General features: G+C 66.8%; 21 protein-coding genes. 5 read left to right on the top strand and 16 right to left on the bottom strand.

Annotated elements, in window-relative coordinates; translation table 11 throughout:
• Nucleotides 1-89: 89 nt before the first annotated feature.
• Nucleotides 90-1022, top strand: coding sequence for a LysR family transcriptional regulator (locus HL671_RS14885; RefSeq protein ID WP_012042893.1), 933 nt, complete (start codon nt 90-92; stop codon nt 1020-1022).
• Nucleotides 1023-1047: 25 nt separating this feature from the next.
• On the opposite strand, the gene HL671_RS14890 is transcribed toward HL671_RS14885, so the two are convergent.
• The 4 genes from HL671_RS14890 to HL671_RS14905 form a co-directional block, all read right to left on the bottom strand.
• Nucleotides 1048-1434, bottom strand: coding sequence for a VOC family protein (locus tag HL671_RS14890; RefSeq protein ID WP_012042892.1), 387 nt, complete (start codon nt 1432-1434; stop codon nt 1048-1050).
• A gap of 145 nt (nt 1435-1579) precedes the next feature.
• Nucleotides 1580-3625, bottom strand: coding sequence for an alkaline phosphatase family protein (locus HL671_RS14895; RefSeq protein WP_244424414.1), 2046 nt, complete (start codon nt 3623-3625; stop codon nt 1580-1582).
• Nucleotides 3626-3948: 323 nt separating this feature from the next.
• Nucleotides 3949-5232: a flavin monoamine oxidase family protein gene (locus HL671_RS14900; RefSeq protein WP_172236830.1), complete on the bottom strand. Its 1284-nt coding sequence runs from the start codon at nt 5230-5232 to the stop codon at nt 3949-3951.
• On the bottom strand, nt 5225-5944 hold the full coding sequence (locus HL671_RS14905; RefSeq protein WP_012042889.1) for a RibD family protein: 720 nt from the start codon (nt 5942-5944) through the stop codon (nt 5225-5227). The genes HL671_RS14900 and HL671_RS14905 overlap by 8 nt, the downstream gene beginning before the upstream one ends.
• Nucleotides 5945-6117: 173 nt before the next feature.
• Here HL671_RS14905 and HL671_RS14910 point away from each other — a divergent pair, with 173 nt between their 5' ends.
• Nucleotides 6118-7650: an alpha/beta hydrolase gene (locus tag HL671_RS14910; RefSeq protein WP_172236831.1), complete on the top strand. Its 1533-nt coding sequence runs from the start codon at nt 6118-6120 to the stop codon at nt 7648-7650.
• 36 nt (nt 7651-7686) lie between these two features.
• On the opposite strand, the gene HL671_RS14915 is transcribed toward HL671_RS14910, so the two are convergent.
• The gene (locus tag HL671_RS14915) at nt 7687-8592 is read right to left on the bottom strand and encodes a PaaI family thioesterase (RefSeq protein WP_172236832.1); all 906 of its coding nucleotides are present in this window, start codon (nt 8590-8592) and stop codon (nt 7687-7689) included.
• A 286-nt stretch (nt 8593-8878) separates the two neighbouring features.
• Between HL671_RS14915 and HL671_RS14920 the strand changes: the two genes are divergently transcribed.
• The gene (locus HL671_RS14920) at nt 8879-9556 is read left to right on the top strand and encodes a kinetochore Spc7 family protein (RefSeq protein ID WP_172236833.1); all 678 of its coding nucleotides are present in this window, start codon (nt 8879-8881) and stop codon (nt 9554-9556) included.
• Between the two features lie 171 nt (nt 9557-9727).
• On the opposite strand, the gene HL671_RS14925 is transcribed toward HL671_RS14920, so the two are convergent.
• Complete coding sequence (locus tag HL671_RS14925; protein WP_172236834.1) at nt 9728-11275, bottom strand: L,D-transpeptidase; 1548 nt, start codon at nt 11273-11275, stop codon at nt 9728-9730.
• A gap of 841 nt (nt 11276-12116) precedes the next feature.
• On the opposite strand from HL671_RS14925, the gene fabA reads away from it, so the two are divergent.
• Nucleotides 12117-12647, top strand: coding sequence for a bifunctional 3-hydroxydecanoyl-ACP dehydratase/trans-2-decenoyl-ACP isomerase (gene fabA / locus HL671_RS14930; RefSeq protein WP_172236835.1), 531 nt, complete (start codon nt 12117-12119; stop codon nt 12645-12647).
• Between the two features lie 42 nt (nt 12648-12689).
• Here fabA and HL671_RS14935 read toward each other — a convergent pair whose 3' ends face one another.
• The 10 genes from HL671_RS14935 to HL671_RS14980 form a co-directional block, all read right to left on the bottom strand.
• A complete protein-coding gene (locus HL671_RS14935) occupies nt 12690-13562 on the bottom strand; it encodes a bifunctional helix-turn-helix transcriptional regulator/GNAT family N-acetyltransferase (protein WP_012042881.1) in 873 nt (290 codons plus the stop codon).
• Nucleotides 13563-13703: 141 nt separating this feature from the next.
• Complete coding sequence (locus tag HL671_RS14940) at nt 13704-14639, bottom strand: sugar-binding protein (protein ID WP_012042880.1); 936 nt, start codon at nt 14637-14639, stop codon at nt 13704-13706.
• Nucleotides 14640-14726: 87 nt separating this feature from the next.
• Nucleotides 14727-15824, bottom strand: a complete 1098-nt coding sequence (locus tag HL671_RS14945) for an ABC transporter permease (protein WP_012042879.1) — start codon at nt 15822-15824, stop codon at nt 14727-14729.
• Complete coding sequence (locus HL671_RS14950; protein ID WP_012042878.1) at nt 15824-16609, bottom strand: ATP-binding cassette domain-containing protein; 786 nt, start codon at nt 16607-16609, stop codon at nt 15824-15826. The genes HL671_RS14945 and HL671_RS14950 overlap by 1 nt, the downstream gene beginning before the upstream one ends.
• Before the next feature lie 16 nt (nt 16610-16625).
• Entirely contained in the window at nt 16626-17948 is a 1323-nt protein-coding gene (xylA, locus tag HL671_RS14955; RefSeq protein WP_012042877.1) for a xylose isomerase, read from the bottom strand.
• Nucleotides 17945-19402 carry a xylulokinase gene (gene xylB, locus HL671_RS14960; RefSeq protein WP_012042876.1) on the bottom strand — a complete coding sequence of 486 codons (1458 nt, stop codon included), beginning with the start codon at nt 19400-19402 and terminating at the stop codon, nt 17945-17947. Before xylB ends, xylA begins: the two co-directional genes overlap by 4 nt.
• A 121-nt stretch (nt 19403-19523) precedes the next feature.
• On the bottom strand, nt 19524-20552 hold the full coding sequence (locus HL671_RS14965) for a LacI family DNA-binding transcriptional regulator (RefSeq protein WP_012042875.1): 1029 nt from the start codon (nt 20550-20552) through the stop codon (nt 19524-19526).
• 298 nt (nt 20553-20850) lie between these two features.
• Nucleotides 20851-22518 carry a tannase/feruloyl esterase family alpha/beta hydrolase gene (locus tag HL671_RS14970; protein ID WP_172236836.1) on the bottom strand — a complete coding sequence of 556 codons (1668 nt, stop codon included), beginning with the start codon at nt 22516-22518 and terminating at the stop codon, nt 20851-20853.
• Between the two features lie 95 nt (nt 22519-22613).
• On the bottom strand, nt 22614-23786 hold the full coding sequence (gene pobA, locus HL671_RS14975) for a 4-hydroxybenzoate 3-monooxygenase (RefSeq protein ID WP_172236837.1): 1173 nt from the start codon (nt 23784-23786) through the stop codon (nt 22614-22616).
• A gap of 162 nt (nt 23787-23948) precedes the next feature.
• Nucleotides 23949-24866, bottom strand: coding sequence for a helix-turn-helix domain-containing protein (locus tag HL671_RS14980; RefSeq protein WP_012042872.1), 918 nt, complete (start codon nt 24864-24866; stop codon nt 23949-23951).
• A gap of 134 nt (nt 24867-25000) precedes the next feature.
• On the opposite strand from HL671_RS14980, the gene HL671_RS14985 reads away from it, so the two are divergent.
• Nucleotides 25001-26164, top strand: coding sequence for a cytochrome P450 (locus HL671_RS14985; RefSeq protein WP_172236838.1), 1164 nt, complete (start codon nt 25001-25003; stop codon nt 26162-26164).
• Nucleotides 26165-26422 lie beyond the last annotated feature (258 nt).

Consider the following 26422-nt stretch of genomic DNA (forward strand, 5'->3'; position numbering starts at 1 on the left):
CGCTTGATCTGGATCAAAGGCGGCCGGCGTCGTGCCGCCAGTATCGCGCTTCGACAGCATCAATAAAGGCCGCGCGCCCGATCCGATCCATGAGCCAATTCGATCATTTGGACCTCGACGGCCACCTGCTGCAGCTGCTGCTCGCCGTCATCGAGGAGGGCTCGGTGACGCGCGCCGCGCAGCGGCTCGGCGTGACGCAATCGGCGGTCAGCCACCTGCTCGACAAGCTGCGCGCGATCACCGGCGATCCGCTATTCGTCAAATCCGGCCGTGGTATCGTGCCGACCGCTCATGCGCAATTGCTGGCGCTGCGGGCGCGCGCTTTGCTCGACGATCTCCGCAGCTTCTCGCATGCCGCAGCGTTCGATCCGGCGCAGGTCTCGGCGCAGGTGACGATCGCCGCCAACGACCTGCAGCGCGACCTGCTGCTGCCGTCCCTGCTCCGCTACGCCCGCGCCCAGGCGCCCGGCTTGAGCCTTCGCGTCATCCCCTCCGGCGCCCCCACGCCCGACATGCTGCGCGAGGAACATTGTCAGCTGATCATCACCCCCCGCCCACCCGAGGGCAGCGACATCCTGCAGAAGCGGCTGTTCGAGGACAGCTACCGCGTGTTCTACGATTCCAGCCAGCGCGAGCCGCCGCAATCTCTCGAGGACTATCTGGCGAGCGACCATGTCACGGTGCTGTATGAGCCGCGGCGCCGACTCGACATTGACGAGGTGTTTGCCGAGCGCGGCATTGTCCGGCGCTTCGTCGCACAAGTGCCGGGCTTCGGCGGCGTCGGCCCGTTCCTGCGCGGCAGCCGCATGATCGCGACGCTGCCGAGCCTGCTGCGCGCCTATATGCTCCGCGGTCTCGCGGTGGCACCGGTGCCGGTCCCCTGCCCGGCAATGCCGATGTACATGGTCTGGCATCTGCGCCACCACGACGATCCGATGCACCGCTGGCTGCGTCAGCAGCTCGAGATCGTGGTCGCGCCGAGCCTCGCCGCGGCCGCCGAGCACATGCCGGTCACGGTGTGACCGACGGCCGCGCGAGCCGTCGGTCTCACGCCGGCATGTGACAGACCGCCTCGACATTGTTGCCGTCGGGATCGCGCACGAACGCGCCGTAATAATGGGCGTGATAATGCGGCCGCAGCCCCGGCGCGCCATTGTCACGGCCGCCTGCTGCGATGGCCGCGCGGTAGAAGGCGTCGACCGTGGCGCGATCCTTGGCGTGGAAGGCAATATGCGTCGCCGTTGCGGCCGTGCCGCCAGTGCCGATCCAGAAATCCGGGCGGCCATCGCCGAATCCGGCATGATCGCCGTGCCCGCCGGTCTGCGCGTCGGAGATCTCCATCATCAGCACATAACCGAGCGGGGCCAGCGCGGCCGCATAGAAGGCCTTGCTGCGGGCAAAGTCCGAGACGGGAAAGCCGACGTGATCGAGCATGACGATCCTCCTGTCGTGATCAGGTGATGACCGGTCGACGATAGGACGGCTTCAACGCGGTCGCAACGCCGTGCCCCGGGCGGCGCCGGCGCAGGACCGTGGCCGGTGCGGGGCCCATGCGCCCCGCACCGACGCTGCGCACCATTCAGCGCAGAATGTGGTGCAGGACCTCGCCATCGACCTGCTGCGGCTTGACACCCAGGATCCTCATGATGGTCGGCGCCACGTCGATGTTGCGCATGCGCCGGATGGTCGCGCCCTCGCGGATGTCGGGCCCGGCCGCGATGAACGTCGCACTCATCTCCGACAGCAGAGGATCGTGGCCGTGGGCGCCATAGAAGTTCGGCATCGACAGCACGGTCGTGGTCGCGTTGAACGCGGCGTCACCGAGGCGGGCCACGCCGGGGCTCTGGATGCCGTCGAAATTGTAGCCCGGAGCCATCAGCGCAAAGACGTCACCGAAATCCTGGCCGATGGCCTTGCTGGTGCACAGCCCCGTGCCAGCGTCGCATTGCAGCGGCCGGCTCTCGACCACCGTGAACAGACGTCCGTCCTTGAGCGACGTGTTGAACTTCGGATTGGGATCGACCGCGTTCTTGACGGCATTGGCGACCTGCGTCACCAGCGCGTTGTAGCTCGCCGGATCGACGGTGCCGCCCGCCTCGCGATTCTGCAGGTTGACATAAATGTTGACGGCAGGCCCCGAGGTGCGGATCGCGAGCTTCGACGTATCGATGCCGGCATTGCGGAGGATGTTGAGCATGCTCACCGATGTGTGGAACGGGGCGAAGCCGTGATCGGACACCACGATGACGTTGCTATCGCGGCCGGCCGTGTCGGCAATGCGCTTCACCGCGTTGTCGGCCGCTTGATACGCCGCACGAATATAGGACGCGTAGCGCGCGACCTTGGCTGCATCCTGGTTGGCACCGATCGAGTGCGGGTCCTTCGGGTTGGTACCCTGGCGACGATCGGTCAGCAGGAACTGGTGCTCGGAGCCGTCCGGCTGCTCGATATAGATCATGACGAGGTCAGCATCGCGGTGCTTGCGGATCGCGCGCTCGCCGATCGCCGCCTGATAGCGCACGAAGGTCTTCACCATATCCTCGAACATTGCCTCGATCTCGACATCGGGGAAGCTGGTGAAGCCGGGGCTCAGCCGCTCGGGAATGCGGAAATCGGCCTGCGGACGCCAGAAACCGATATTAGTGTTGATATCTTCGACATCGGCCAGAACTGGGGCATTGCGCGGGATGTAGTTGGCGCCGTAACGGGCGAACCGCACCACCGACAGATCCGGAGCCAGCGCCGAGACGAAATAGGCCGTGCCGACCTTGGCGCCGCTGCCTTCGAAGAAGAACGGCGCATTCTCGCCGCCCAGCCTGGCGAAGGCCGGTCCCGTGGAAGGAGCCTGGAACGGACCCGCGGCGATGCCGCGCGTCACATCGAAGAACACCAATGTGTCGTAGTTCACCTTGCCGTCATTGGTGGTGTCGATCGCGGCAACACGGATCGCATATTTAAGGTCGAGCGTCGCTGCCGCCGTACAAGTCGCGGGCGCGGCCGACGCGCAGGAGAAGGTCTCGATCGGCTGAGCGGTGACCAGCACAGGGCTGTAGGAGGAATGTCCGGCCGACTGCAATGCTGCGACAACCGCCGGATCCGACACGAAATCGCTGCGCGACAGCGAGAAGCCCTGGGCCGAGAGACCGCCGAACGCGCCGAACGGCACCGTGTAGTCGGTGACGCGGGTCGGCTCGGCCTGCTGCACCACCGTGCTGTTGATGGAGATGTCGGCGCCGTCGCCGCCCGGCCAGGTCGCGGTGACCACCTTCTTGCCGTGCTGACGCAATTGCACCCACAGCGGCTGCGCGGTCGGCTGCGGGCTCGGCCCGAGCGGGCTCAGGCGGTAGCCGCCGATCGGCGCGGCGAAGCCGCTGATGCTGGACGTGATCGGAGCCGCAATCGCCTGGAACGTATTCGAGGGAATGTCGTTGTGGACCGCCGTGGATCCCGTCGCGATCTCGATATGCGACACCGCCGTCAGCGAGGGTGACGCCGTGATGTTCTGCTTGGCCACGGCCCCGCGGCGGCTCAGCCGCGCCAGCCCGCCGTCGCGCGGCAGAACGCCCTCCGCGATGAACTTCTCGATGAAGTCGGGCTTCGCGCCGTCGAGCGAGATCAGCACCACACGTGGCGATCTCCGGCCCTGCCGGTCGTGATCACGGTCATCGTCACGGTCGCGATCGCCGTCATGATCATGGAATGCGCGATCACCATGTGCGTCATGATCTGCCGTCCACGCTGGCGTCGAAATCGCCGCAAGCAAAGCCGCGAGCGCAGCGCCCGACAGCGCTCGGAGACAACTCTTCGAATGCATGTGATGGCCCCCCAGGTCGCGCAACCTTCGCGCGCTCATTCTTAACGGGGGTACCGCTTATCGGTCCTGGCTGACGCGCATGTGACGTCCGCACGACACATGTGACGGTCGCGCGACAAACGGCCCGCGCGACATTATGTATCTATCTTCAGGATCGTTCGCGCCGTCTGTCGCCCGCTCGCCAGAGCCGCTTCGACGGTGCCCATATCGCGCCCGCGATAGAGCGCCTCACCGGAGATCAGCACCGGCCCGCCATCCCAACGTGTCAGCACGTCCTGTGCGGTCCGCGTGGCGAGCGTCGCATAGGAATAGGCGCCGCGCGCAAACGGGTCCTTTGCCCAATCGGTCACATGCGCCGCCGTGAGATCCCGCCTGAGAAGGCTCACGGGCTTCGCGAAGATATCGGCAAGTGCTGCAAGTCCGGCCTCGATCAGCGCATGCTCGTCGAGCGCCGCGAACGCATGCGTCGGCGGCCCAGCCAGCCAGCCGGTCAGCACGTCACGATCGCTCGGGTGCTGCGTCCACCACACCGGCACCGCGGCATCGGACAACAGGAATAGCATGTCCGACAGATCGCGCGCCGGAATCGCCATCCACCAGCGCCGCTCGAAGCGCAGCAGCAGCTTGATCACGTTGCCAAACCCGATGTCGGCGGCAGCCGCCACCTGCCCGTGCATCGCCGCCGGCAGCGCGATGGTCCGCAGCAGCGGCAGCGGCACGGTCAGAATGACCGCATCGCCGCGAAACGTGCGTCCGTCGGCGCAATGCACGATCGCAATGCCCTCTGCACTCTCGACCGCCGCCACCACGGATTCGAACGCGAACGTGACGCCACGCCCGCGGCACGCGGCTTCGAGATCATCGACCAGCGCCCCGTAACCGCCGACGACGCGGGCCTGGCCGCCACGGTGGCCGCCCATCCACTCGTCGCGCAATGCGAACACGCTGGCGCGATCGGGGTCGGCGGCGTCGTAGCCTTGCACCATGCCGAGCACGGATTTGCGCAGGCTGGCAAACTGCGCGCCGGCGAAATGGCGCTCAAGCAGCGCGGTCACGGTGAGATCGTGATCGAGCCTGGCGAGCACCTCGTGCAGCCTCGTCATCTCCCGGTCGGACGGATCGTCGGAGGAGAAGGTCCCGTTCTCGACATGCCAGCGCGCGCCGTCGACGGGCTGCGCTGTCAGCCCGGCCTCGGCCAGCAGCTGATAGGTCACCGGCGCCTCGCCATGGATGAATTCAGCGCCGGCATCCGCTCTGTAGCCGAAGGAGCTTTCGGCGAGCGGATGGATACGGCCGCCGCAACGATCGCGGGCTTCGAGGACGGTTACTTTCCGGCCGGCGGAGACGAGCTCGCGCGCCGCGATCAGGCCCGCAGCGCCGGCCCCGACGACGATGATATGATCTCTTCTCTCAGCCATGGCTGGCCTGAGCCGGCGCGGACGGGCCGTTGGTGATCTTGTAGCGCAGCCACAGCGCGCCGCCCGCAAGGGCCGTGCTGCTCTCCAGCGTCATGGACGTGATCGGCGCGCGCTGATCCGACTCGCTCTCGGGCGAGTCGAACACGCTGGGCGCGCCCTTGGCGCCGTCGATGGCCGGACACAGAACGAGGTTGAACTCGTCGACGAGCCCGGCGCGCAGGAACGCGCCATTGGCGCCACCGCCGCCTTCGAGCAGCAACCGCTTCACACCGAGCTCGCGCGCGAGAACGTCGAGCACCACAGCAAGGTCGAGCTGCGACCGGCCGGCGAAGATGTACGACACGCCCTCGCTGCGTAGGCCCGCAAGATGCGCATCCGACACCGCCTCGGTGAGCACGACCACGATCGGATCACCGCCGATGTCGGCGCGTCCCCAGCAGATCTTGCCTTGCGCATCGAGCACGACGCCATAGGCCCGGGCGTCGCGCCGGACGATCCAATTCTCGCGCGGAAAGCGCTCCGACGTCATTGCCGGATAGGCCGCGCCCTTGGCGAATTCCTGGCCGGTGACGCGTCCGATCAGCCAGGCATCGCCGCCGAGTTGCTCATGGACCTGCTCGAACAGATCACCCGAGCCCTTTGGTCGCCAGCGGCTCGGCAAAGTCCGGCCATCGACGCTCGAGGCCATCAGGCAGATGACGTCCGGTTTCATGCATCCTCCTGTCGTCGCGGATGGGAGCCACCGAATATCGCTCCCGCGGCGTTGTCAACGAAGCGGGTCGGGTTTCGTTCGAATGCGCTGCGGCGACCTGGAACGCTGGCGTCCGCCAGGCGCTGTCACGCCGCATAGCCCTGCGCTAGACTTGATGGAAGACGGAGCAAGTCATGGCACGCGGGATCGCGCCGAAACGGCGAAATGGCATAGGTATGCGCGGTGCAGCCTTGCTGATCGCGGCGCTCGCCGGCCTCGCGCTCTGTCTCGCCGGGATCTGGCAGCTCGAAGCTGCACGCGCCGGTCTGACGATCACCCGGCTGCAGGCCGGGACGACGCCCCTCACCGTGTATCGGCGCGACGGCGCCGCGGCCTCGCCGGTGGTGGTCATCGCCCACGGCTTCGCCGGCTCACGCCAATTCATGGAGGCCTATGCGCTGACTTTGGCGCATGCAGGTTATGTTGCCGTCGCATTCGATTTCGAGGGCCACGGCCGCAATCCCACGCCGATGTCCGGTGACGTCACGCGCGTCGACGGCACGACCAGCAAGCTGATGAGCGAGATCGGCCGCGTCACCGACGTCGCCTTGTCGTTGCCAGGTGCCGATGGCCGGGTGGCGCTGCTCGGCCATTCGATGGCCTCCGACATCATCGTGCGCCAGGCCAGCGCCGATCCCCGGATCGGCGCGACGGTCGCGATCTCGATGTTTTCCGAAGCAGTCACGGCGAGCGCGCCGCGCAATTTACTGATCATCACCGGCGAATGGGAGGCTTCGCTGCGCCAGGACGGCCTGCGCAATCTCAAGCTCGCCGATCCCGCCGCGCAGGAGGGCGACACGGTCGGCGATCCCGCGGGTGCAGGCGGGCGCCGGGCCGTCGTGGCGCCGGGCGTCGAGCATGTCAGCGTGCTCTATTCCTCGGCCGCTCTTCACGAGGCGCGCGGCTGGCTCGACCGGGTGTTCGGCCGCACCAGCAGCGGTCCGGTGACCGCGACCGGCGGCTCGATCGCGCTGCTGCTCACCGGCCTCGTGCTGCTGGCCTGGCCCTTGGCCGCGCTGCTGCCGAAGGGCGATGCGGCTCCGCTTGTGGTTCCGCTGCGCAGCCTCGCCATCGCCACCCTGGTGCCCGCGGTCGTGACGCCGATCGCGCTGAGATTTGTCGACACCCGGTTTTTGCCGGTGCTGGTCGCGGACTATCTGGCCGCGCATCTGCTCGTCTATGGCGCGCTGTCGCTGGCGCTGCTTCGGCTGCAAGGCGTTCGGTTCGGCCCCATCGCCTGGCTCGGGGCGCTGACGCTGGCCGCCTATGGCATCGTCGGATTCGGCACCGCGCTCGACCGCTATGTCGCCTCCTTCATGCCGATCGCGGCCCGCCTGCCGATCATCGCGGCGATCGCGGTGGGCGCCGTGCCCTATATGCTAGCCGACAGTATCGCCAATCAGGGCGGCCACGCCGCGCTGTGGCGCACGCTCTGGATCCGCGCCGCATTCCTCGCCTCGCTCGGCGGCGCGGTGGCGCTCGATGTCCGGCGGCTGTTCTTCCTGCTGATCATCATCCCCGTGATCGTGCTGTTCTTCATCGTGTTCGGGGTGATCGGCGGCTGCGTCGGCCGCAGGACAGGGTCGCCCTTGGCCGAAGGCATCGGCCTCGGCCTGATCCTGGCATGGGCGCTCGGGGTGACGTTCCCGATGTTCGTGGCGGGTTGAGCGGCGATCCGATCGCTGATGCAGGACCCTGCTCCGTCAGTCCTGCTCCTGCCGCAGCATGAAATGGCCGAAGGCGGTGGCGATCGGCTTGGTTGCGTCGTCCTGCCAGGCGCGGGCCTCGAAGGCGACGACGCGGCGGCCCTGCTTGACGATCGAGGCGGAGGCCATGCTGTCGAGCGCGCGGCCCGACCTGAGATAGTTGATGGTCAGACCGATCGGCTTCGGCGGCGCGGACACACCGAGCTCGCGCATGACCGTGATGATCGCCGTGGTTTCCAGGAATGCGCCGGTCATGCCGCCATGGATTGCGGGCAGCACCGGATTGCCGATAATCCGCTGCGAGAACGGCATCACCAGCGTGTCGCCCTCCCCGGCGCGGATCCCGAGACAGCGCGCGAACGGGCTGGACGCAAACAGTCCGCCGCCATCCTCGGGAGCTTCGAGCGGCGCCGGTTCACCGGCGAAGACCGGCCGGTCGACGAGCATGTTGGTGCGGTTGGCGTCGACCATGAAGCAGGCGGTCGCGGTCGCGACAGGCTCACTCTCCTGCTCCTGATAGGCCGTCGCACGCACGAAGGCGATCGAGCGCGTGACGCGGAAGCACACCGCATGCGCCTTGATGTCGAGGCCGGGCGTCGCCGGCTTCTGATAGTCGATGCGCAGATCGAGGGTCGCAATAGCCCGCGTGCCGTCGAGCGCAAGCTGCACCGCCATGCCACAGCTTTCATCGAGCATCGCGGTGACGACGCCGCCATGGATCACGCCGGTGTCGCTGTCGCCGACGAACACCGGCCGATAGGGCAACGTCGACCAGGCCTCACCGGGGGCGTAGCGATCCATCCTGAGCCCGCTGAGATGGCCGTAGACCGAGCGACGATGCCTGATTGCCTCGGCGAGTGCGTCGAAGGAGGGTGGTGCGGTGGACGGCTGCGTGTCGGTCATGGCGCGAGTTTAGAGCATGATCCGCCGACAGGGCGAAGTGTTTTCCGATACCGACGGACGACCAGCGTCCATCGCGTAGCGGGCGCGGCAGTCAGCTCGGCCGCACCGCAGAAGGTTGCGCTGATATTCGTCATGTCATTGACCGTCCCTGACAGGATCTTGTGATGCTGATTGCCGCGCCCCGGTAATCTACGTAGATGAAAAGTTTCACAGGCCGCGCGGACTTAGAACATTGGCAACCTTGCTATGAGCATAATGGTCTCAATCAAATCCCGGAGACCTGCCCATGCGCAAGCCCATCAAGACATCGGACGTCCCGCCGAGCCGCGGCGCTGCCTCTCTACGAATCGTCATGAGCCTGGCCCTCGCCGCCAGCGCCGGTGCGATATGGTGGAGCACCGGCGGAGCCAAGAGCTTGTCCTTCGCGATGGACGGATCGCCCTCGCTGGAGACCCGTGTCGCGGCGCTGAGCTCCGAGCTCACCCAGCTGAAAGCCGAGACGGCGCAGTTGCGCGAACGGCAGAACGACACCTCCGGAGAGATCGTCCAGCTGCGCGCGACCCTGACCAGTGCCGAAACGGGCCTTGCGAGCTTGCGCACGGCGGCTGACGTGACCGAGGCGATCCGCCGCGACACGGCCGACAAGATCGAATCCGACATTGCCTTGCTGAAGCGCCAGACCATTCGTCTGCGCACCGCGCAAGAGGACGCGTCGACCGAGCTGAGCGGACTGCGCGCCGCCGCCGCCAACAGCGAAATCGGCATCGAACAGCTCCGCACGAGCACCGGTCAAATTCGTCAGCAGATCGCGCGCATCGAGACCCTGCGCGAGGCGACCGGCTCGATCGGCCGCGTCCACAAGCATCGCGTCAAGCGGATTGCGCGCGCCCCCGAGACCGAGCCGCAGCCGATGCAGCCGCTTCTCGCCCAGTGGCCGGCCGCGGCACCTGCCAGCCGCAACTGATCCCGACGCACGATCCGCAGACCGGACATCGGTCTTTCGAGACGATCGTGCGTGAACGAGCAGACAAGATCATGATGCGCCGCCCCGCGGCCGCATCATGATCTGTCCCATTCTGCTATCGAAGAGCCGCGAACCTGGCCGCGTCTTGCGCTGCGGTGAGCACCAGGCGGGTTACCACCAGCCTGGCTGCACCGGCCGGAAATAGGTCGGAGGCGGTCCGCGCCGGCGCGGCTGCGTGATAGGCTGGCCGTCCCAGCTGCGCTGAAAGACATTGCCGAAACCGTCGTCATATTCATCGCCGCTCGCAACGACATCGACATTGGTGGTCGGCTTGCGCGTGACGAAGCCGCCCTGCGGCTGATTGCTCAAGACGGCAACGAACTCGGTCCGATAGTTGGTTTCGCTCGACAAAGGCTCGTCAGAGACGATGATCGACGAGCGCGGCACCGCCGTCGGCGCGATCCGGTCCAGGACCTGTTTCGGAATGGTGATCCGGTCGAGCGCGTCCTTGGCGTCGTCGCCATCGTCGATCGTCACCGCCGTCCAGCGCAGGCCCGCATTGCCCTGCGCCACCGCCGTGAAGATGTGCGTGCCGATCGGCCGTTCCGGATCGCGGATCTCCACCGGCGCCTCGATCGAGGTGTCGAACACCTCCCCGCCACCGTCGCGCGCCGGCTTGTGCGTGTTGCGCCTGACATAGACCATCTGCGTGGAGCGGCTGATATAGACCGACACCGGCTCGGTCGCGAGTTGCGCATCGGTCGCCGCCTTGGTGGCGTCGGCCTTCCGCGCCGCGGCGACCTTGGCCGCCTCCTTCGTGCTCGCGACGGCGGCGAGCTTGGCCGCCGCGTCCGCCTTGGCGGCGTCGAGCTGCGTCGCGGCGTCGCTGGCCTGCGTCGCCAGCTTCTGCCTGGCCTCCGCGAGCTGGGCCTTGGCCTCCTCGGTCTTGGCGGCAGCCAGCTTGCGGTCGATCATCTTGAGGTCAGCCTCGGTGCGGGCCTTGGCCTGCTCCAATTTGCGCAGCGACGCCTTCAGCGATTTGGCGTCCCGCTCGGCGGCGGTGGCCGCCGTCTTGGTCTCGTCGGCGCTCCTGGCCGCGTCCTCTGCCTCGCGGCCGAGTGTCGCAGCGCGCGATGGCACGGCGGCGAGCGCCGCGGCCTGCGGCACGAACAAGGCCGGATGGGAGAACTCGACCGGCGCCACGTCGCCCGGCGCGATGATCACCCGCATGCCGATCCAGGTCCGGTCGAACAGCTTCTCCGCGAAGCCATAGGGCATCCGCACACAGCCATGCGAGGCGGCATAACCGGGCAGCGGCCCGCCATGCAGCGCAACGCCGTTCCACGTGATGCGCTGCATGTTCGGCATCCAGGCATCGTCATACAGCGTCGAATGGTGGTCCTTGTCCTTTTCGATGATGGCGAACACGCCGGCGGGCGTTTCACGTCCGGTCACGCCGGTCGAGACCGGTGCGCGCCAGATCCAGCCCTCCGCGTCGTAGAACGTCACTTTCTGGGCCTTGATCGACACGATCGCCATGATCGGCTCGCCATGCGCCCGCGGCGCCGTCGCCTCGGTCACCGGCGCAGGCCGCGCCTGCCGCGCGGTCGCGGCCGGACCAGACAGCGCCAGCGCGGCCAGGGTTGCCACAACGCTCAACACCGATCCCGGAACGCGTCTTGCTGCGGTGGTCTGAGCTGCCGAGGATCGTGTCACCATGCTCTGTCCCGATATGCTGCTGTTTCGGCCCGCGCCGTCTTCGATCGGCGCGGCAAGATTTATACGCTCGACCACGTCTTGGGGTGAAGTAAGGCGGAGATCGCTCCGCAGATCCCGCTCCGACGCATTCCATTGAGGCGCCCGCCAAGCCGGACCGTGGCAGAAGCATGACAGAACGCATCGAAGTCGAAAATGTTCGCGCCCGGTGGACACATCGAGAGCATGGACGGCCTGCATCATCCGGCGGTTCCGGTCAGCGCGAATCATTGTCGCACTGCTCGCCGGCGAGAGGCTGCATAAGCGTCAACCGCGGTCCCTCGACATGGGTCACCGTGGCGTCGAGGCTTTGGGCATAAGCCGTCATCTCCGCGATCATCTGGCCCGCACGATCCTCGTCCTCGCATCCCATCGTGTCCCGAAGCCTCGTCCATGAGATCGGCACGCGTCGCAATCTGCTCAGTCAGCGGCGCGAGCTCCTCACGACTGCGCATCTGTCGACGCGCGGGCGGCGGAGATCCGTCGCGCGCGGGGGATGGCGCCCGATAGGTTTGTATCTTCAGACCCGCCTTTGGCCGTTCATCCTCGGTCATCCCGGACGGTCCTCCCGCTGCATGGCGAAGATGAAGATGGCGGCGCCAGCACTTTCAGCCGCTCATTTCATATTCATCGCAGCGTTATGAATCCGTTGAGAAGGCTGCGTCCGTGCCCCCCGAAATCAGCGTCGGCTGCCGGCACCGCGCACTTGAACGGCGAGCACCAGCGTTCCATGTTCCGGGTCACGGGGAGCAAGACGGATGATGGCCCGCTCTTCGACACCACGCTTCTGAACGGAGATAGCGCCGTGCCCAACCCCCACGATTTCCATACGCCGCAGCCGTCCTATTCCAAGGAAGACCTGCTCCGATCCAGCGAAGGCGGCTATTTCGGACCCGGCAACGCCCAACTGCCGGCGCCGCCGATGCTGATGATGGACCGGATCACCGCGCTCAGCCTCGACGGCGGTCGCTACCGCAAGGGTCACGTCGTCGGCGAATTGGACATCACGCCCAAGCTCTGGTTCTTCGACTGTCTGTTTCGCGGCGATCCGGTCATGCCGGGCTGCCTCGGCCTCGATGCGATGTGGCAGATGGTCGGCTATTGGCTCGGCTGGTCGGGCTCCCCCGGCAAGGGCCGCGCCACCGGCGTCGGCGAGGTCCGCTTCCGAGGCGCCATCACGCCCGATGTCAGCTGCGTGCGCTACGAGGTCGACATGCGCCAGGTGAAGCGGGGCCGGCTGGTGCTCGGCATCGCCGATGGCCGCGTGCTGGCGAATGACAGCTGCGTCTATGAGGCCCGCGACATGAAGGTCGCGCTGGTTGGAGCGGCAGGTTGAGAGAGCTCCAACCACCCGACGCATCACACTGCCGAACGCAGCTCACAGACGCTTCTCGAAAAACAGGTCTGGATACGGATCGTCGTTGAAGCGCTCGATCTCGGTCCAGCCGGTGCGGCGATAGAGCTGCATCGCCTCGCCGAGCGCGCTGTTGGTGTCGAGCCGCAGCGTCGTGATCGAAAGCTGGCGCGCGGCGGTCTCCGCGGCGTCCATCAGGCGGCGGGCAAGGCCGAGGCCGCGCGCGGCGGGCGCGACCCACAGCCGCTTGATCTCGGCGAGCGGGCCGCCGGCGCCCTTCAGCCCGACGCAGCCGAGCGGCAGCCCGTCCGACAGCGCCACGAAGAACGCGCCCCGCGGCGCTATCATGTCGGTGGCGTCGGGATCGCGCGACAGCGCCACGTCATACCCCCGCGCAAACCGGCGCGACAGTTCGGCGTAATATTCGCCGAGGCAATAACGCGCCGGCTCCGACCGCGGGTCGAGCAGGTCGATGCTGATGCGGCTGCGGCCGAGCGCGGCGGCGACCATGTCCATCGCGGCCAGCAGCGCCTCGGGCTGGCTGTGGCGCGCCAGCATCGACTCCGCTTGCGCATTCGACAGCGTCTCATAGGCCTCGAACTCGCGCCGGCCGGCCGCGGTGAGCTTGGCGATGCGACGGCGCGCATCCTCCGGATGCGGCTTGGTCGTCACCAGCCCCTCCTCCTCCAGGCTGCGCAGCAGCCGACTCATCAGGCCGGAATCGAGCGCGAGATAATCGCGCAGCTCAGCGACGTCGCTGCGGCCATGGCCGATGGCGTTGAGCACGCGCGCCGCGCCGAGCGGCCGTCCGCGGCCCAGGAAGGAGGTGTCGAGCGCGCCGACCTCCGATGTGACGGCGCGGTTGAAGCGGCGGACGCGGGAGATCGGATCGAGCATGATATCTGACCTAAGTCAGATATCAGTTACTGTCAAGCACGCGGCCGCTGGCGCTCACCGCGGCAGCCCCGTCAACAAAAAAGGCGGTCCGGCCGCCGGCCAGGGCCGGATGCCAGACCGCCAGGTTTCCCCGGGAGGAACTTAGTTCAGAAGCTTGGCGACGTTGTCCTTGGTGACGAGGTCGAGGCCGGTATAGATCACCTCCGGCACCTTCTCGCCCTTCTTGATCGCCAGCAGCGTATCCATCGCCTTCTCGCCCATCTCGAACGGGCGCTGGCCGGTGAGTGCGTTGGAATAACCGTCGCGCAGCAGTTCGAGCTGCATCTTGAGCGTATCAGCGACGACCAGCGTCAGCTTGCCGGCGTCGATGTCCTTGCGGTTCTTGTTGACGAACGCCTTGTAGCCCTCGGGCGCGAACATCGGCCAGCCACCGACCGGCACGATCGCGGCGAGGTCGGGCGTCGCGGTGCGCAGATCGGCCATCTGCTGCACGGCGAGCGCTGGATCGTCGTTGCAGAAGGTCGGCGAGCCCGCCACTTCCGTCCACTTCGAGCCCTTCAGCGCCTCACGCACGCCGTCGACGCGCTCGGCAAGATTCTTGGCGCCCGGGCCGCCCGAGACGACGGCGTATTTGCCGCCTTCAGGCTTGAGCTGCAGCAGCTGCTTGCCGAGGGCGAGGCCGAAATCCTTGTTGTTGGTGCCGATATAAGCGAGGCGCTTCGAGCCGGGTGCATCCGCGTCGAACGTGATGACGGGAATGCCCGCCGCGGTCGCCGCGTCGATCGACTTGGACATCGCCGCGACATCGGCGACCGAGATCGCGAGGCCGTCGACCTTCTGGGTGATGAAGTCCTGGATGATCTGCGCCTGCGTGGCCGGCTCGTGCTCGATCGGCCCCTTGTAGATGCACTCGACATTGCCGAGCTCCTTGGCGCGCTTCAGGCAACCGTCGCGCGCGACGTCGAAGAACGGATTGTTCATCGCCTTCGGCACGACGGCGAAACGATACTTGGTCTCGGCCTGCGCCGGGGCCAGCATGATCGCGAGCGACGCGACCGCATACAGCAACTTCTTCATGAGCTTCCCTCCTCCATGTCTATCCCTGCTGATTGTCTGTGCCGGGCGCGGATAGACGTGATCAGTCACATCCCGGACAGTATCTCGTCACATCAGCCGCGCGCGAATGCGGTCGACCAGCACCGCGGCGATGATGATCACGCCGACCAGCGTCTGCTGCCAATAGGAGTTGACCTGCGCCAGCACCAGCCCGTTGCGGATCACTTCGAGCAGCACGCAGCCGACGATCGCACCGAGCGGACCACCGATGCCGCCGGCCAGATTGGCGCCGCCGATCACCGCGGCCGCGATCACGTTGAGCTCGTAGGATGTCGCCATGTTGGCCGGCGCCGAGCCGAGCCAGCCGGAGATGATGATGCCCTGCAGCCCGGCGGCGAGCGCGCCGATCACATAGACCTCAATCTTGACCCGCGTCACCGAGATGCCGGTGAGCTCCGCGGCCTTCTCGTTGCCGCCGATCGCGAACACGTGGCGGCCGAACGCGCTGTGATGCAGCACCACGGCCATCACCAGCGCGAGCATGACCAGATAGATGAACGGCGCCGGCAGGCCCCACAAGTCGCCTTGGGTGAGCGCGTAGAAATACTCGGCGTCCGGACCGCCGGGAAAGCTGCCCCTGCCGTTGGAGATCACGTAGCAGAGGCCGCGCACGATCGACAGCATGCCGAGTGTGGTCACGAATGGCGACAGGCCGAGGATGGCGATGCACATGCCGTTGACGAGGCCGACGAGCACCGACACTACGAGGCCCGCGAGCACCGACACGACCAGGATCAGGCCGGGTACATTGGCGACCACGGTCTTGCCGTCGGCGGCCAGATGCACGAACAGCGACGACAGCGGCGCGCCGGGGGTCGACAGCGTCGTCATCACCATCGAGGTGATCATCGCCGCGAAGCACATCAGTGAGCCGACGGACAGGTCGATGCCGCCGGTGATGATCACGAAGGTGATGCCGAGCGTGGCGATGGCGATGAAGGAAAAGTTCTTGGCGACGTTCTGCAGATTCCCCTCGGTCAGGAAATAGGGACTCGCGAAGCTCATCAGGATGATGAGCGCGATCAGCGCCAGGGTCACATAGGCTGTCTGCGACGCGAACAGGCCGCGATGCCACCATCTGATAGCGCCGACATTGGTGAAAGTGACCTCGCTGCTCGCCACGGGCGTCTCCGACGGGACAGACATCACGCAGTCTCCTTGGCGCCGGTGATCAGGGCGGTGACTTCGTCCGGGCTGGTGTCGCCGACCGGCTTGTCGGCCTTCTTCTCGCCGCGCCGCATCACCACGACGCGATCGCACACCGCAAAGATGTCGGGCATGCGGTGCGAGATCAGGATCACGGCGATCCCCTGCTCCTTCAGCCGGTGGATCAGGCTCAGCACCTGCTCGACCTGGCGCACCGAGATCGCGGCGGTCGGCTCATCCATCATCACGAGCTTGGCGTTGGAGAGCCGGGTGCGCGCGATCGCGACCGCCTGGCGCTGCCCCCCCGACATGTCCTTGACGAGGTCATGCGGCCGCGTCTCGGAGCGCAGCTCGCGGAACAGTTCCAGCGCGCGCGCCTCCATGCCCTTGTGATCGAGCAGCACCAGCGGGCCAAAATTGCGCTTCAGCTCACGGCCGAGGAAGACGTTGGCAGCGGCGGTCAGATTGTTGGCGAGCGCGAGGTCCTGGTAGACGACCTCGATGCCGACGCTGCGCGAATCCATCGGCCGATGGAAATGCACCTCGCGGCCGCAGAAATGGATCGAGCCCTGGCTCGGCGGGAAATTGCCGGCGATGATCCGCACCAGGGTCGATTTGCCGGCGCCATTGTCGCCCATCAGGCCGACCACCTCGCCGGCGCCGATCGAAAGATCCACGCCTTGCAGCGCGCGGATCGCGCCGAATTGCTTCCCGACGCCCTTGAGCTCAAGGACCGGCTGAGCGGCCGGGCTGATCGCCGCTCCGCCCCCTTCATTCACCGACATGCGCAGGCTATTGTCATCAGACATAACGGTTCACCACGCTTTCCAGATATTCCTGCCGGCCCGAACGCGGTTGCGGATCGAGCCCGGACGTGAGGGCACTGTCGGCGAGGTCGGCGAGCGAGCGGCGGCCGGCGAGGATCGCCTGCCCCTCCTCGCCGTCCCAGCCTGCATAGCGCGCCGTGAGCGGCGCGGTCAGCGCGCCAGCCGCGAGCATCTCATCGGCGGCGAGCAGCGCGCGCGCGCATGCATCCATCGAGCCGACATGGGCGTGCAGCAGATCATCCGGGTCGATCGACTGCCGCCGGATCTTGGCGTCGAAATTCAGCCCGCCGGTGGTGAAGCCGCCGCCCTTGAGGAGCTCGTGAAACACCAGCGCCAGCTCCGGCACATTCATCGCAAACTGGTCGGTGTCCCAGCCGAGCAGATCGTCGCCGCGATTGATGTCGAGCGAGCCGAACACGCCGAGCGCCTGCGCCAGCGCGACCTCATGCTGGAACGAATGGCCGGCGAGGATGGCATGGTTCTGCTCGATGTTGAGCTTGACGTCGTTCAGCAGGTCATAGCGCTGCAGGAAGCCGTAGCAGGTGGCGACATCGAAATCATACTGATGCTTGGTCGGCTCCTTCGGCTTCGGCTCGATCAAGAGCGGCCCCTTGAAGCCGATCTTGTGCTTGTGCTCGACGACCAGCGAGACGAAGCGGCCGAGCTGGTCGAGCTCGCGCTTGAGGTCGGTGTTGAGCAAGGTCTCGTAGCCTTCGCGGCCGCCCCACAACACGTAGTTGGCGCCGCCGAGCCGATGCGTCACCTCGAGCGCGGCGCGCACCTGTCCCGCCGCATAGGTGAAGACGTCCGGATCGGGATTGGTCGCGGCGCCCGCCATGTAGCGGCGGTGCGAGAACAGATTGGCCGTGCCCCACAGCAGCCGCACCTTGGCCGCGGCCATCTTCTGCTCGAACAGATCGGCGATCGCGTTGAGGTTGGCGACGGACTCCTTCAGCGTCGCGCCTTCCGGCGCCGCGTCGACGTCGTGGAAGGTGAAGAACGGCACGTCGAGCAGGCGGAACAGTTCGAACGCGACATCGGCTTTCGCGCGCGCCATGGCCATGGCGTCGTCGCCATGCTGCCAGGACCGCAGGAACGTTTCGCCGCCGAACGGATCGCTGCCGGGCCAGCAGAACGAGTGCCAGTAGCAGACGGCAAAGCGCAGATGGTCCTCCATCCGCCTGCCCCTGACGATGCGATCCTTGTCGTACCAGCGGAACGCCAGCGGGCTGCGGGCGTCGGCGCCGCCATAAGCAACGGTCGCACCGGTCTGGAAGAAGGGAGGCTGGACGTTCACGAGGTGCACTCCTTGAGAGCGGGATAGAGCTTGCGCCAATGCGCATAGGCATCGTCATAGGCGGCGCGCTGTGCCGGGCGAGGTTCGAAACTCTGCAGCCGCCGCGGCTTGCGACAGACATCGGCCGGCGCAGCGCCGGTCGCGGCAAGGCGGCCGAGCCGCGCGGCGCCGATTGCGGCGCCGACCTCGCCCTCCTCGACGCGATGCACGCGGACGCCAAGCACATCAGCCATGATCTGCGCCCACACCACGGAGCGCGAGCCGCCGCCGACCAGGTCGAGCTCAGTGATCGGCTGGGCGCTGCGGCCGAGCGCGGCGAGCATGTCGCGTGCGGCGAAGGCGACGCCCTCCAGCACCGCCTGCACGAGATCGCCGCGGCCGGCCGCGCTGCGCAGGCCGACAAAGGCGCCATCGGCATGGGCATCATTATGCGGCGTGCGCTCGCCGTCGAGATAAGGCAGGAACTGCACCGGGCTCGGCCGCTCGACCGTGGCCCCCAGCGGGGCGAGCAACGCAGCCTCGGGCGTCTCGAGGATGCGCGCCAGCCACGCCAGCGACGCCGCCGCCGACAGCATCACGCCCATCTGGTGCCACAGACCGCCGAGCGCGTGACAGAACGCATGCACGGCCGCCTTTGGCGCCGGCGCGAACCGGTCTGTGACGCGGAACAACACGCCCGACGTGCCCAGCGACAGGAACGCATCACCCGGTGTGATGGCGCCGAGGCCGATCGCGCTCGCGGCATTGTCGCCGGCGCCGCCGGCGATGACGACATTGTTTGCCATGCCCCAGCGCTGCGCCAAGTCGGGCGACAACACCGCGCTCGGCGCGTTGCCTTCGACCAGCCGCGGCATGTGGCTGAGATCGAGCCCCGTCGCCGCGAGCAACGCCTCCGACCAGCGCCGCGCCCCGACGTCGAGCCACAGCGTGCCGGCCGCGTCGGACATGTCTTCGACCATCTCTCCGGACAGCCGGTAGCGAACATAGGCCTTCGGCAGCAGCACCTTAGCCACCTCGGCGAAGATCGCCGGTTCGTGCTTGGCGACCCAGGCAAGCTTCGGCGCGGTGAAGCCGGGCATCGCAAGATTGCCGGCGATGGCGTGCAGCTCCGGACAGCGGCGCTCGAGCTCGGCGCATTCGGTTTGCGAGCGGCCGTCATTCCACAGGATCGCCGGCCGCAACGGACGCCCGTCGCGGCCGAGCAGCGTCGCGCCGTGCATCTGGCCGGACAGGCCGATGCCGCTGACGGATGCGGTCTCGCGCGGATGAAGCCGGGCGAGGTCATCGACCGCGCCGACGCTTGCCGCCACCCAATCATCCGGATTCTGCTCGGACCACAGCGGCTTCGGATGCGACAGCGTCAGCGGACGCGACGCCGTCGCGACCAGCGCGCCCGCCTCGTCCTCCAGCACGGCCTTCACGCCGGATGTGCCGACATCCAGTCCGAGAAACACGAGTCTCACTCCTCCCACACACGGCACCGGTCGTGAGCGATCTGCGTCGCTTCGAAACCAGCGTTCCCTCTTTTCTTTCTGCCCAGTGCTCACCGACGCCGCGCCAGCAGCGGCGGCCGGCTCAGGGCAGATTGTCCCGCATCACGATGTCGATGCGGATCGTTTCCTGTTCACTCAGCAGCGGCTCGCCCCGCGCCAACGCCAGCAGCACGCGCACCGCCGACCGCGCCTCGTGCCCCGGGTTCTGCGAGATGACCGCATCCATCACGCCGTTCAGCAGCAGCTTGCGCGTCACCGCGGTCACGTCATGGCCGACGAACACGATATTGCCGGCGCGGCCGGCCTCGGTCAGCGCCTTGGCAACGCCGGCTGTGCCGGCACCGACATTGTACAGACCGACAATGTCGCCATGCCGGGCCAGCAGCTGGCCCATGAGGTGTTCTGAGCGATCATCCTCATCATGCCCCTCAAGCACGGGCAAAACCTCAAGTTGCCGATGCTCGGCAGCGATGACTTGGGTGAAGCCGAAGATGCGTTCGGCATGGTCGCGCAGGCCTTGCGAGCCAGCCATGATCGCCAGCCGTCCCGTCCTGCCGCCGACGAAGCGCCCCACCAGCGCGCCGGCGCTGCGGCCGGCGGCGATGTTGTCGATCCCGACATAATGGTGCCGCCGCGACGAGGGCACATCCGACACCAGCGTCACCACCTTGGCGCCGGCCTCGACAAGGTCGTTGATGGCGGCGCGCACGCTCGGATGATCGAGCGCGACCACGGCGACGCCATCGACGCGGCCAACCAGATCTTCAAGCTTGCCGGCCAGGACGCCTGGATCAAACACATCGGTGGTGACAATGTCGACCGATAGCCGGCGTGCGGCCATCCAGGTCCCCAGCTCGCCGAGATGCGCCTCGATCTGCTGCATGAACAGGTTGATGCCGGCCGGCATCACAAAGGCAAAGCGCCGCGAGCGTGCCCTTGCGAGCTCCGACGCCGCCGCATGGGGCTGGAACGCGCTCCGCGCCATCGCATCCTTGACGCGCTGAACCGTATCCGGTCGTACCCCCGGCCGGTTGTGGAGCACGCGATCGACCGTGGCGAGGCTGACGCCCGCCTGCCGCGCGATGTCCCGCAATGTCAGCGGCGCGTTCATGCTCCTCCCCGTATGGTTGAAGAAACCTTAGCGCGGTTTTTGAGGTACGCAACTCATTTCTGAGGTGAGACCATCATGGGCCGCAAGCGGATGGCCCCGATATCCAGCCTGCTGACAGCGTGCCCCACACCGCTCTCTGGGATTATGGGTCCCGGCGCAAGACCGGGACGGCAGAGCGGTTTGTCGCGCGAACATTCCGTCTCACCACGCATCGCTGCGCCCGCAACGACGACGGAGAGATGCGATGACGGAGGAGAGAGCCTGCATTATCCGAAGGCCCTCGTCCCTCCTCAAACGACTACGGCGTGCAGCTGAAGCTCGCGGCCTGCGCGACCGGGCCCGTCTTGTAGCGCGGCCAGGAGGGCCAGCGGCACAGCGGCAGGCTGCGTGTGACGGTGAACGCGGGCGCTTCGATCGTCTGCTCGACGACTTCCAGATCGCCCGGCGCCTTGCCGCTCTCGACCCAGTCGACCAGCACACTCAGCATGTCGACATTGGCCGGCGCACCATTGCCGACATGATCGACGCCCGGCGCCGTGTAGAGCCGCGCGAACTCCGCCGTCTCGGCCTTGCCGAGCTTGCGCTCGACCGCCTCGAAATAGCGGATGCCGGCGTAAGGGCTCTGCGCGTAGTCGGCCATGTGCTCGAGGATCACGAGCCGGCCGCCCCGCGCGCGGAAGCGGCTCAAATCCGGATTGGTGGAGTCCATCAGCTGCGAGACCTGCAGCAGGCGGTCCTTGTAATCCTCCGGGCGATATCTGGTGACGTCGAGCTTGGGATCCCTGGCAAACACATATTGCGTGCCGCCGGCGCCGAACACCCAGGCGATGCCGTTCGCTTGTGTCGGCGGCTGCGTCGGCGCCGCCTTGCCGAGCCACCACGAGATCCAGCCGCCGGCCGAGGCGAAGCCCTCGGTGTCCTCGCCGGAGATACCCCATCCCGGATAGTCATCGAGGCCGTTGGCCAGCGGAAACGAGAATGTGTAAGGTGCATGCAAGGTCGCGATCGCCTTCACCTGCGCATCGCTCAGGCAGGCATCGCCGCTGTTGCCGTCGGGACAGCGCAGGCTCTCGGGCTTGAAGCTTGCCTTGCAGCCGACGGCATCCGCGACAAGGCCATCCTCGGCGCCATCAGCCTTGTCGCAGGTCTTGCGCACCGCGTCCGCCACCAGCTTGACCTGCGCCGGGCTGATCCAGCCCTCGCCCATCGTCACCAGCCCGCCGCGCGTGCCGGCATGCTGCAGCCCGACCCAGTTGATGACCGGCACGCGGGCGAAGATGCCGTCGAAATCGTCCGGGTAGCGCTGCGCCATGGTCAGCGCCTCGCGGCCGCCCTCCGACGAACCCATGAAGTACATCTTGTCGGGCGCCTTGCCATAGGCGCGCTTGACGATGCCGACCGCCGCATCGCGCACCTTCTTGTAGGCGACATGGGCGAAATTCTCGAACGCCTCGTCGTTGAGCGCAAAGGTCTGCGGCGGCTCGCCTTGCTTGGATTCGTGGCCGGAGTCGGTGCCGTAGGTGACGAAGCCGCGCGCGAGCGGCGAGGCCTTGTCGAACGGATAGGCCGGCGGCAGGCCGAGACCGGTGATCAGCACGCCGTTGAAGCCGCCGCCGCCGTATTGCAACGCGCGCCCGTTCCAGTCGGTCGGCAGATTGACCTCGAATTTGATCGGCGGTGCCGCCGGATCCCTCGGCGCGATATGGCCGAGCACCTTGCAGAACGCCGGATTTGCGGGCGCAACCCGCGCCGCCGGCGATCCGGCCTTCTCCGCCACGGTCAGTTGCGACGGCGCCTGCATGGCGGCGCTGTCGATCCGCATCGCGCCATCGGAGAGACTTGCCAAGCCGCTGCAGGTCGCCGTGGCGTCGCCGACCAGGGCCGCAGCGCCCGCGGAACCGATCGTCGTCAGCGTCAACAGGCCGGCGAGCGCGCTCGCACGCGGCCAGCTCGTGAATGTCGTCATATCTGTTTCCTCACCTGTCCGTCCCGTTGAGCCGGGATCTCGAATCCGCGCCGTCGCGGCGCGGATTCACTGGTCGTGTTCTAGCAGAGCGATGTCTAGAACGGCAGCCCGACATAGTTCTCTGCGAGCGACCGCTGCGCGGCCTCGGAGGAGAACAGATAGGCGAACTCGGTGTCCTGCAGCTTGTCTTCATAGGGCAGGCGATCGGGGAAACGATGCAGCAGGGTCGTCATCCACCAGGAGAAGCGCTGCGCCTTCCAGATCCGCGCCAAGGCGCGCTGCGAATAGCCGTCGATACCGCGGTCGTCGCCCTTTTTGTAGTGATCGACCAGCGCGTGGTAGAGATAATAGATGTCGGACGCAGCCGAGTTCAGCCCGCGCGCGCCGGTCGGCGGCACGATGTGCGCAGCATCGCCGGCGAGGAACATCCGGCCGTAGCGCATCGGCTCGGCGACGAAGCTGCGCAGCGGCGCGATGCTCTTCTCGATCGACGGCCCGGTGATCAGCTTGGCCGCGATCTCCGCCGGCAGCCGCAGCTTCAGCTCCTCCCAGAACGCGTCGTCGCTCCAATCCTCGACCTTGTCGGTGAGCGGCACCTGGATGTAGTAGCGGCTCAGCACCTGGGAGCGCAGCGAGCACAAAGCGAAGCCGCGCTCGTGCTTGGCGTAGATCAGTTCCGGCGACACCGGCTTGGTGCGGGAGAGCACGCCGAGCCAGCCGAACGGATAGACCCGCTCATATTCCTTGATCTTGTCCTGCGGGATCGACTTGCGGCTGACACCGTGAAAGCCGTCGGCGCCGATGATGTAGTCGCAGTCGACGCGGATCAGCTCGTCGCCGCTTCGGTAGGTCACGTAAGGCGCGTCGGAGGCGATGTCGTGCGGGGTCACGTCGTGGGCATTGTGCACGACCTTGCCGCCAAGCCTGTCGCGCGCCTCATAGAGATCACGGGTCAGTTCGGTCTGGCCGTAGACCATCACCGAATTGCCGCCGGAATACTTGTGCAGGTCGACGCGGTCGAGTTTGCCGTTATGGGCGATGTAGAAACCGTGATGGATCTCGCCCTCGCGGTCCATGCGCTCGCCGCACTGCGCTTCGCGCATCAGCTTGGCGAAACCGTGCTCGAGCACGCCGGCACGGATGCGCGACAGCACGTAGTCGCGGCTGGACTTTTCGAGGATGATCGTATCGATCCCCTGCAGGTGCAGGAGCTGCGACAGCATCAGGCCCGAGGGGCCGCCGCCGATGATACAGACTTGGACTTTCATGAGGCATCTCTCCCGGATTCGCGAAGGGCCGATTTTTGGGTTTGCTTTTCAGTCGCGGAATTTAGCAAGGATTGCGCTCGTCCACTTGGATGGACGCAGCATTCTCTTGCACTTTTCCGGCATCGCGCCGGAACGGCGCAGCGGTATCCAGACCCGGCCGGATCAGCCGGCCGCCCCGGCCTCGGTCGAAACGCCCATCGCGCGGCGGTAGTCGCGCGGACTGGCCCCCGTATGACGCTTGAAGAAGCGGCAGAAATAGGCCGGGTCCTTGAAGCCGAGCTCGAACGCCAGCTTGGACACCGGCGCTGCAATATAAGTGAGCCGCCGGCAGGCCTCGCGGGCGAGCCGCGCATGCACGATGTCCAGCGCGGACTGGCCGGTTTCGGCCCGCGTCAGACGGTTCAGCCGCTCCGGCGTCATGCCGAGCTCGTCGGCATAGCGCGCCACCGACCAGTGGTCGCGGTGGTGCGCCTCGACCAGCACGATGAACCGGGTGAACAGCGCCGCATGCCCGCTGCCGCGCCGCGCGCCCTGCGACTGCCGCGCGCTCTGCTGCGCCAGTCGCCAAACGATCGAGCGCCCAAGCCAATGCGGCACCGGCGAGGCTGCGGAATCCGCGGCAGCGAACTCATCGGCGAGGTCGACGAGCAGCGCGCCGATGCGGCCCGTCGCGACGGCCTTGGGCTCGAGATGCAGGATTTGCGGCGTTGCAAACAGATCGCGCAGCGCCTCGCCCGTCGCCGGCACATCGCCCTCGACCACGGCGCGCGGATTGAACGTGAGGACGAAGCCGTCGGTCTCGCGCGAGAAGCGGAAGGCGTGGACCACGCCGGGCGGGATGATCACCGCGACCGGGCCGGTGCAACGCTCGCGGCTTTCGTCCAAGGCGATCTCGGCGGGGCCGGAGCCGACCCAGAGGATCTGGTGCAGACCCTGATGGGTGTGGGCCTCGATCTCCCAGCGATAGAGCCGGCTGCGCACCTGGATCGGCTCGATATGCAGCATGTCCGGCTGCGCGGCGGAGGCCTCGCCATACAGCGCAAAGGCAGGGATCGACGGCTTGGTGCGAAAGCGCGGCATGATCGGGAGCTAAACCCGAATGTCGGAAAAGTACAAGTCTTGACCGCCGTTCGTGTCTCACGCGGCGCCCGTGGCTCGGATAGGTTCGTGACAAGAACAACAACGACCACACTCAATGGAGAGGAGGCCCCGAGATGTTCACGTTCGACCCGTATTCGGCTGCGGTCGATGCCGACCCGTTCCCGTTCTACAAGACCTTGCGCGACGCGCATCCCTGCTTCTGGAGCCAGCAAGCGCAGATGTGGATCCTGTCGCGCTACGCCGATGTCGCGGCGGCCGGCACCAACTGGCAGACTTATTCCTCGGCCAAGGGCAACCTGATGACCGAGCTGCCGAACCGCGCTGGCGCCACGCTCGGCACCACCGATCCGCCGCGTCATGACCGGCTGCGCGGCCTGGTTCAGCACGCTTTCATGAAGCGCAATCTGGAAAGCCTGTCCGGCCCGATCCGCGACATCGCACGCGCCAGTGCCGAGGCGCTGCGCGGCCAGGAGCGCTTCGACTTCATCGAGGCGTTCTCCTCGAAATTCACCGTGCGCGTGCTGTTCGCCGCGCTTGGCCTGCCGCTCGGCGACGAGCAGACGGTGCGCGACAAGGCGGTGCTGATGGTGCAGAGCGATCCGGTGAGCCGCGCCAAGGGTCCGCAGCACATCGCCGCCTATAATTGGATGCAGGACTATGCGGCGAGCGTCATCGCCGAGCGCCGCGCGCGGCCGCAGAACGATCTGATCTCGCATTTCAGCATGGCCGAGATCGATGGCGACAGGCTCGACGAGCGCGAGGTGCTGCTGACGACGACGACCTTGATCATGGCTGGCATCGAGTCGCTCGGCGGCTTCATGAGCATGCTCGCCTACAATCTTGCCGATCACCCTGACGCGCGCCGGGCCGTGGTCGCCAATCCCGATCTCCTGGCCGACGCGGTGGAAGAGTCGCTGCGCTTCAACACCTCGGCCCAGCGCTTCCGCCGCTGCCTGCAGAAGGACGTCACCCTGCATGGCCAGACCATGCGCGAAGGCGACTTCGTCTGCCTCGCTTACGGCTCCGCCAATCGCGACGAACGGCAGTTTCCCAATCCCGATGTCTACGACATCACGCGCAAGCCGCGCGGCCATTTCGGCTTCGGCGGCGGCGTGCACGCCTGCCTCGGCAGCGCGATCGCGCGCATGGCGATCAAGATCGCCTTCGACGAACTTCACAAGGTCGTGCCGGAGTATCGCCGGACCCAGGAGCAGCTGCCCTGGATGCCGTCATCGACCTTCCGCAGCCCGATGTATCTGGAGCTGACGGTGCATTAGTTGGGAGAGGGATCGGAGACTGCACGATGACAGTCGTTTCGTCTCCGCATCTACAAACTATCGCCCACGACAGATGACGAGGGACGGCAAGAAACAAAGCAAGAGAGAGAGGGAACGAACAATCGAGCGGCAAGGACGGTGCACCCTCTCCCCTTGTGGGAGAGGGTGGATCGCATGAGCGCAGCGAAATCCTAGCCGGGTGAGGGGTCTCTCTCCGCGAGCTCCCGTGCGGATGGAGACCCCTCACCCGCCTCCGAT

Origin of the sequence: Bradyrhizobium denitrificans (assembly GCF_013179005.1) — a bacterium.
In the GTDB taxonomy this organism is placed as follows: Bacteria; Pseudomonadota; Alphaproteobacteria; order Rhizobiales; family Xanthobacteraceae; genus Bradyrhizobium; species Bradyrhizobium denitrificans.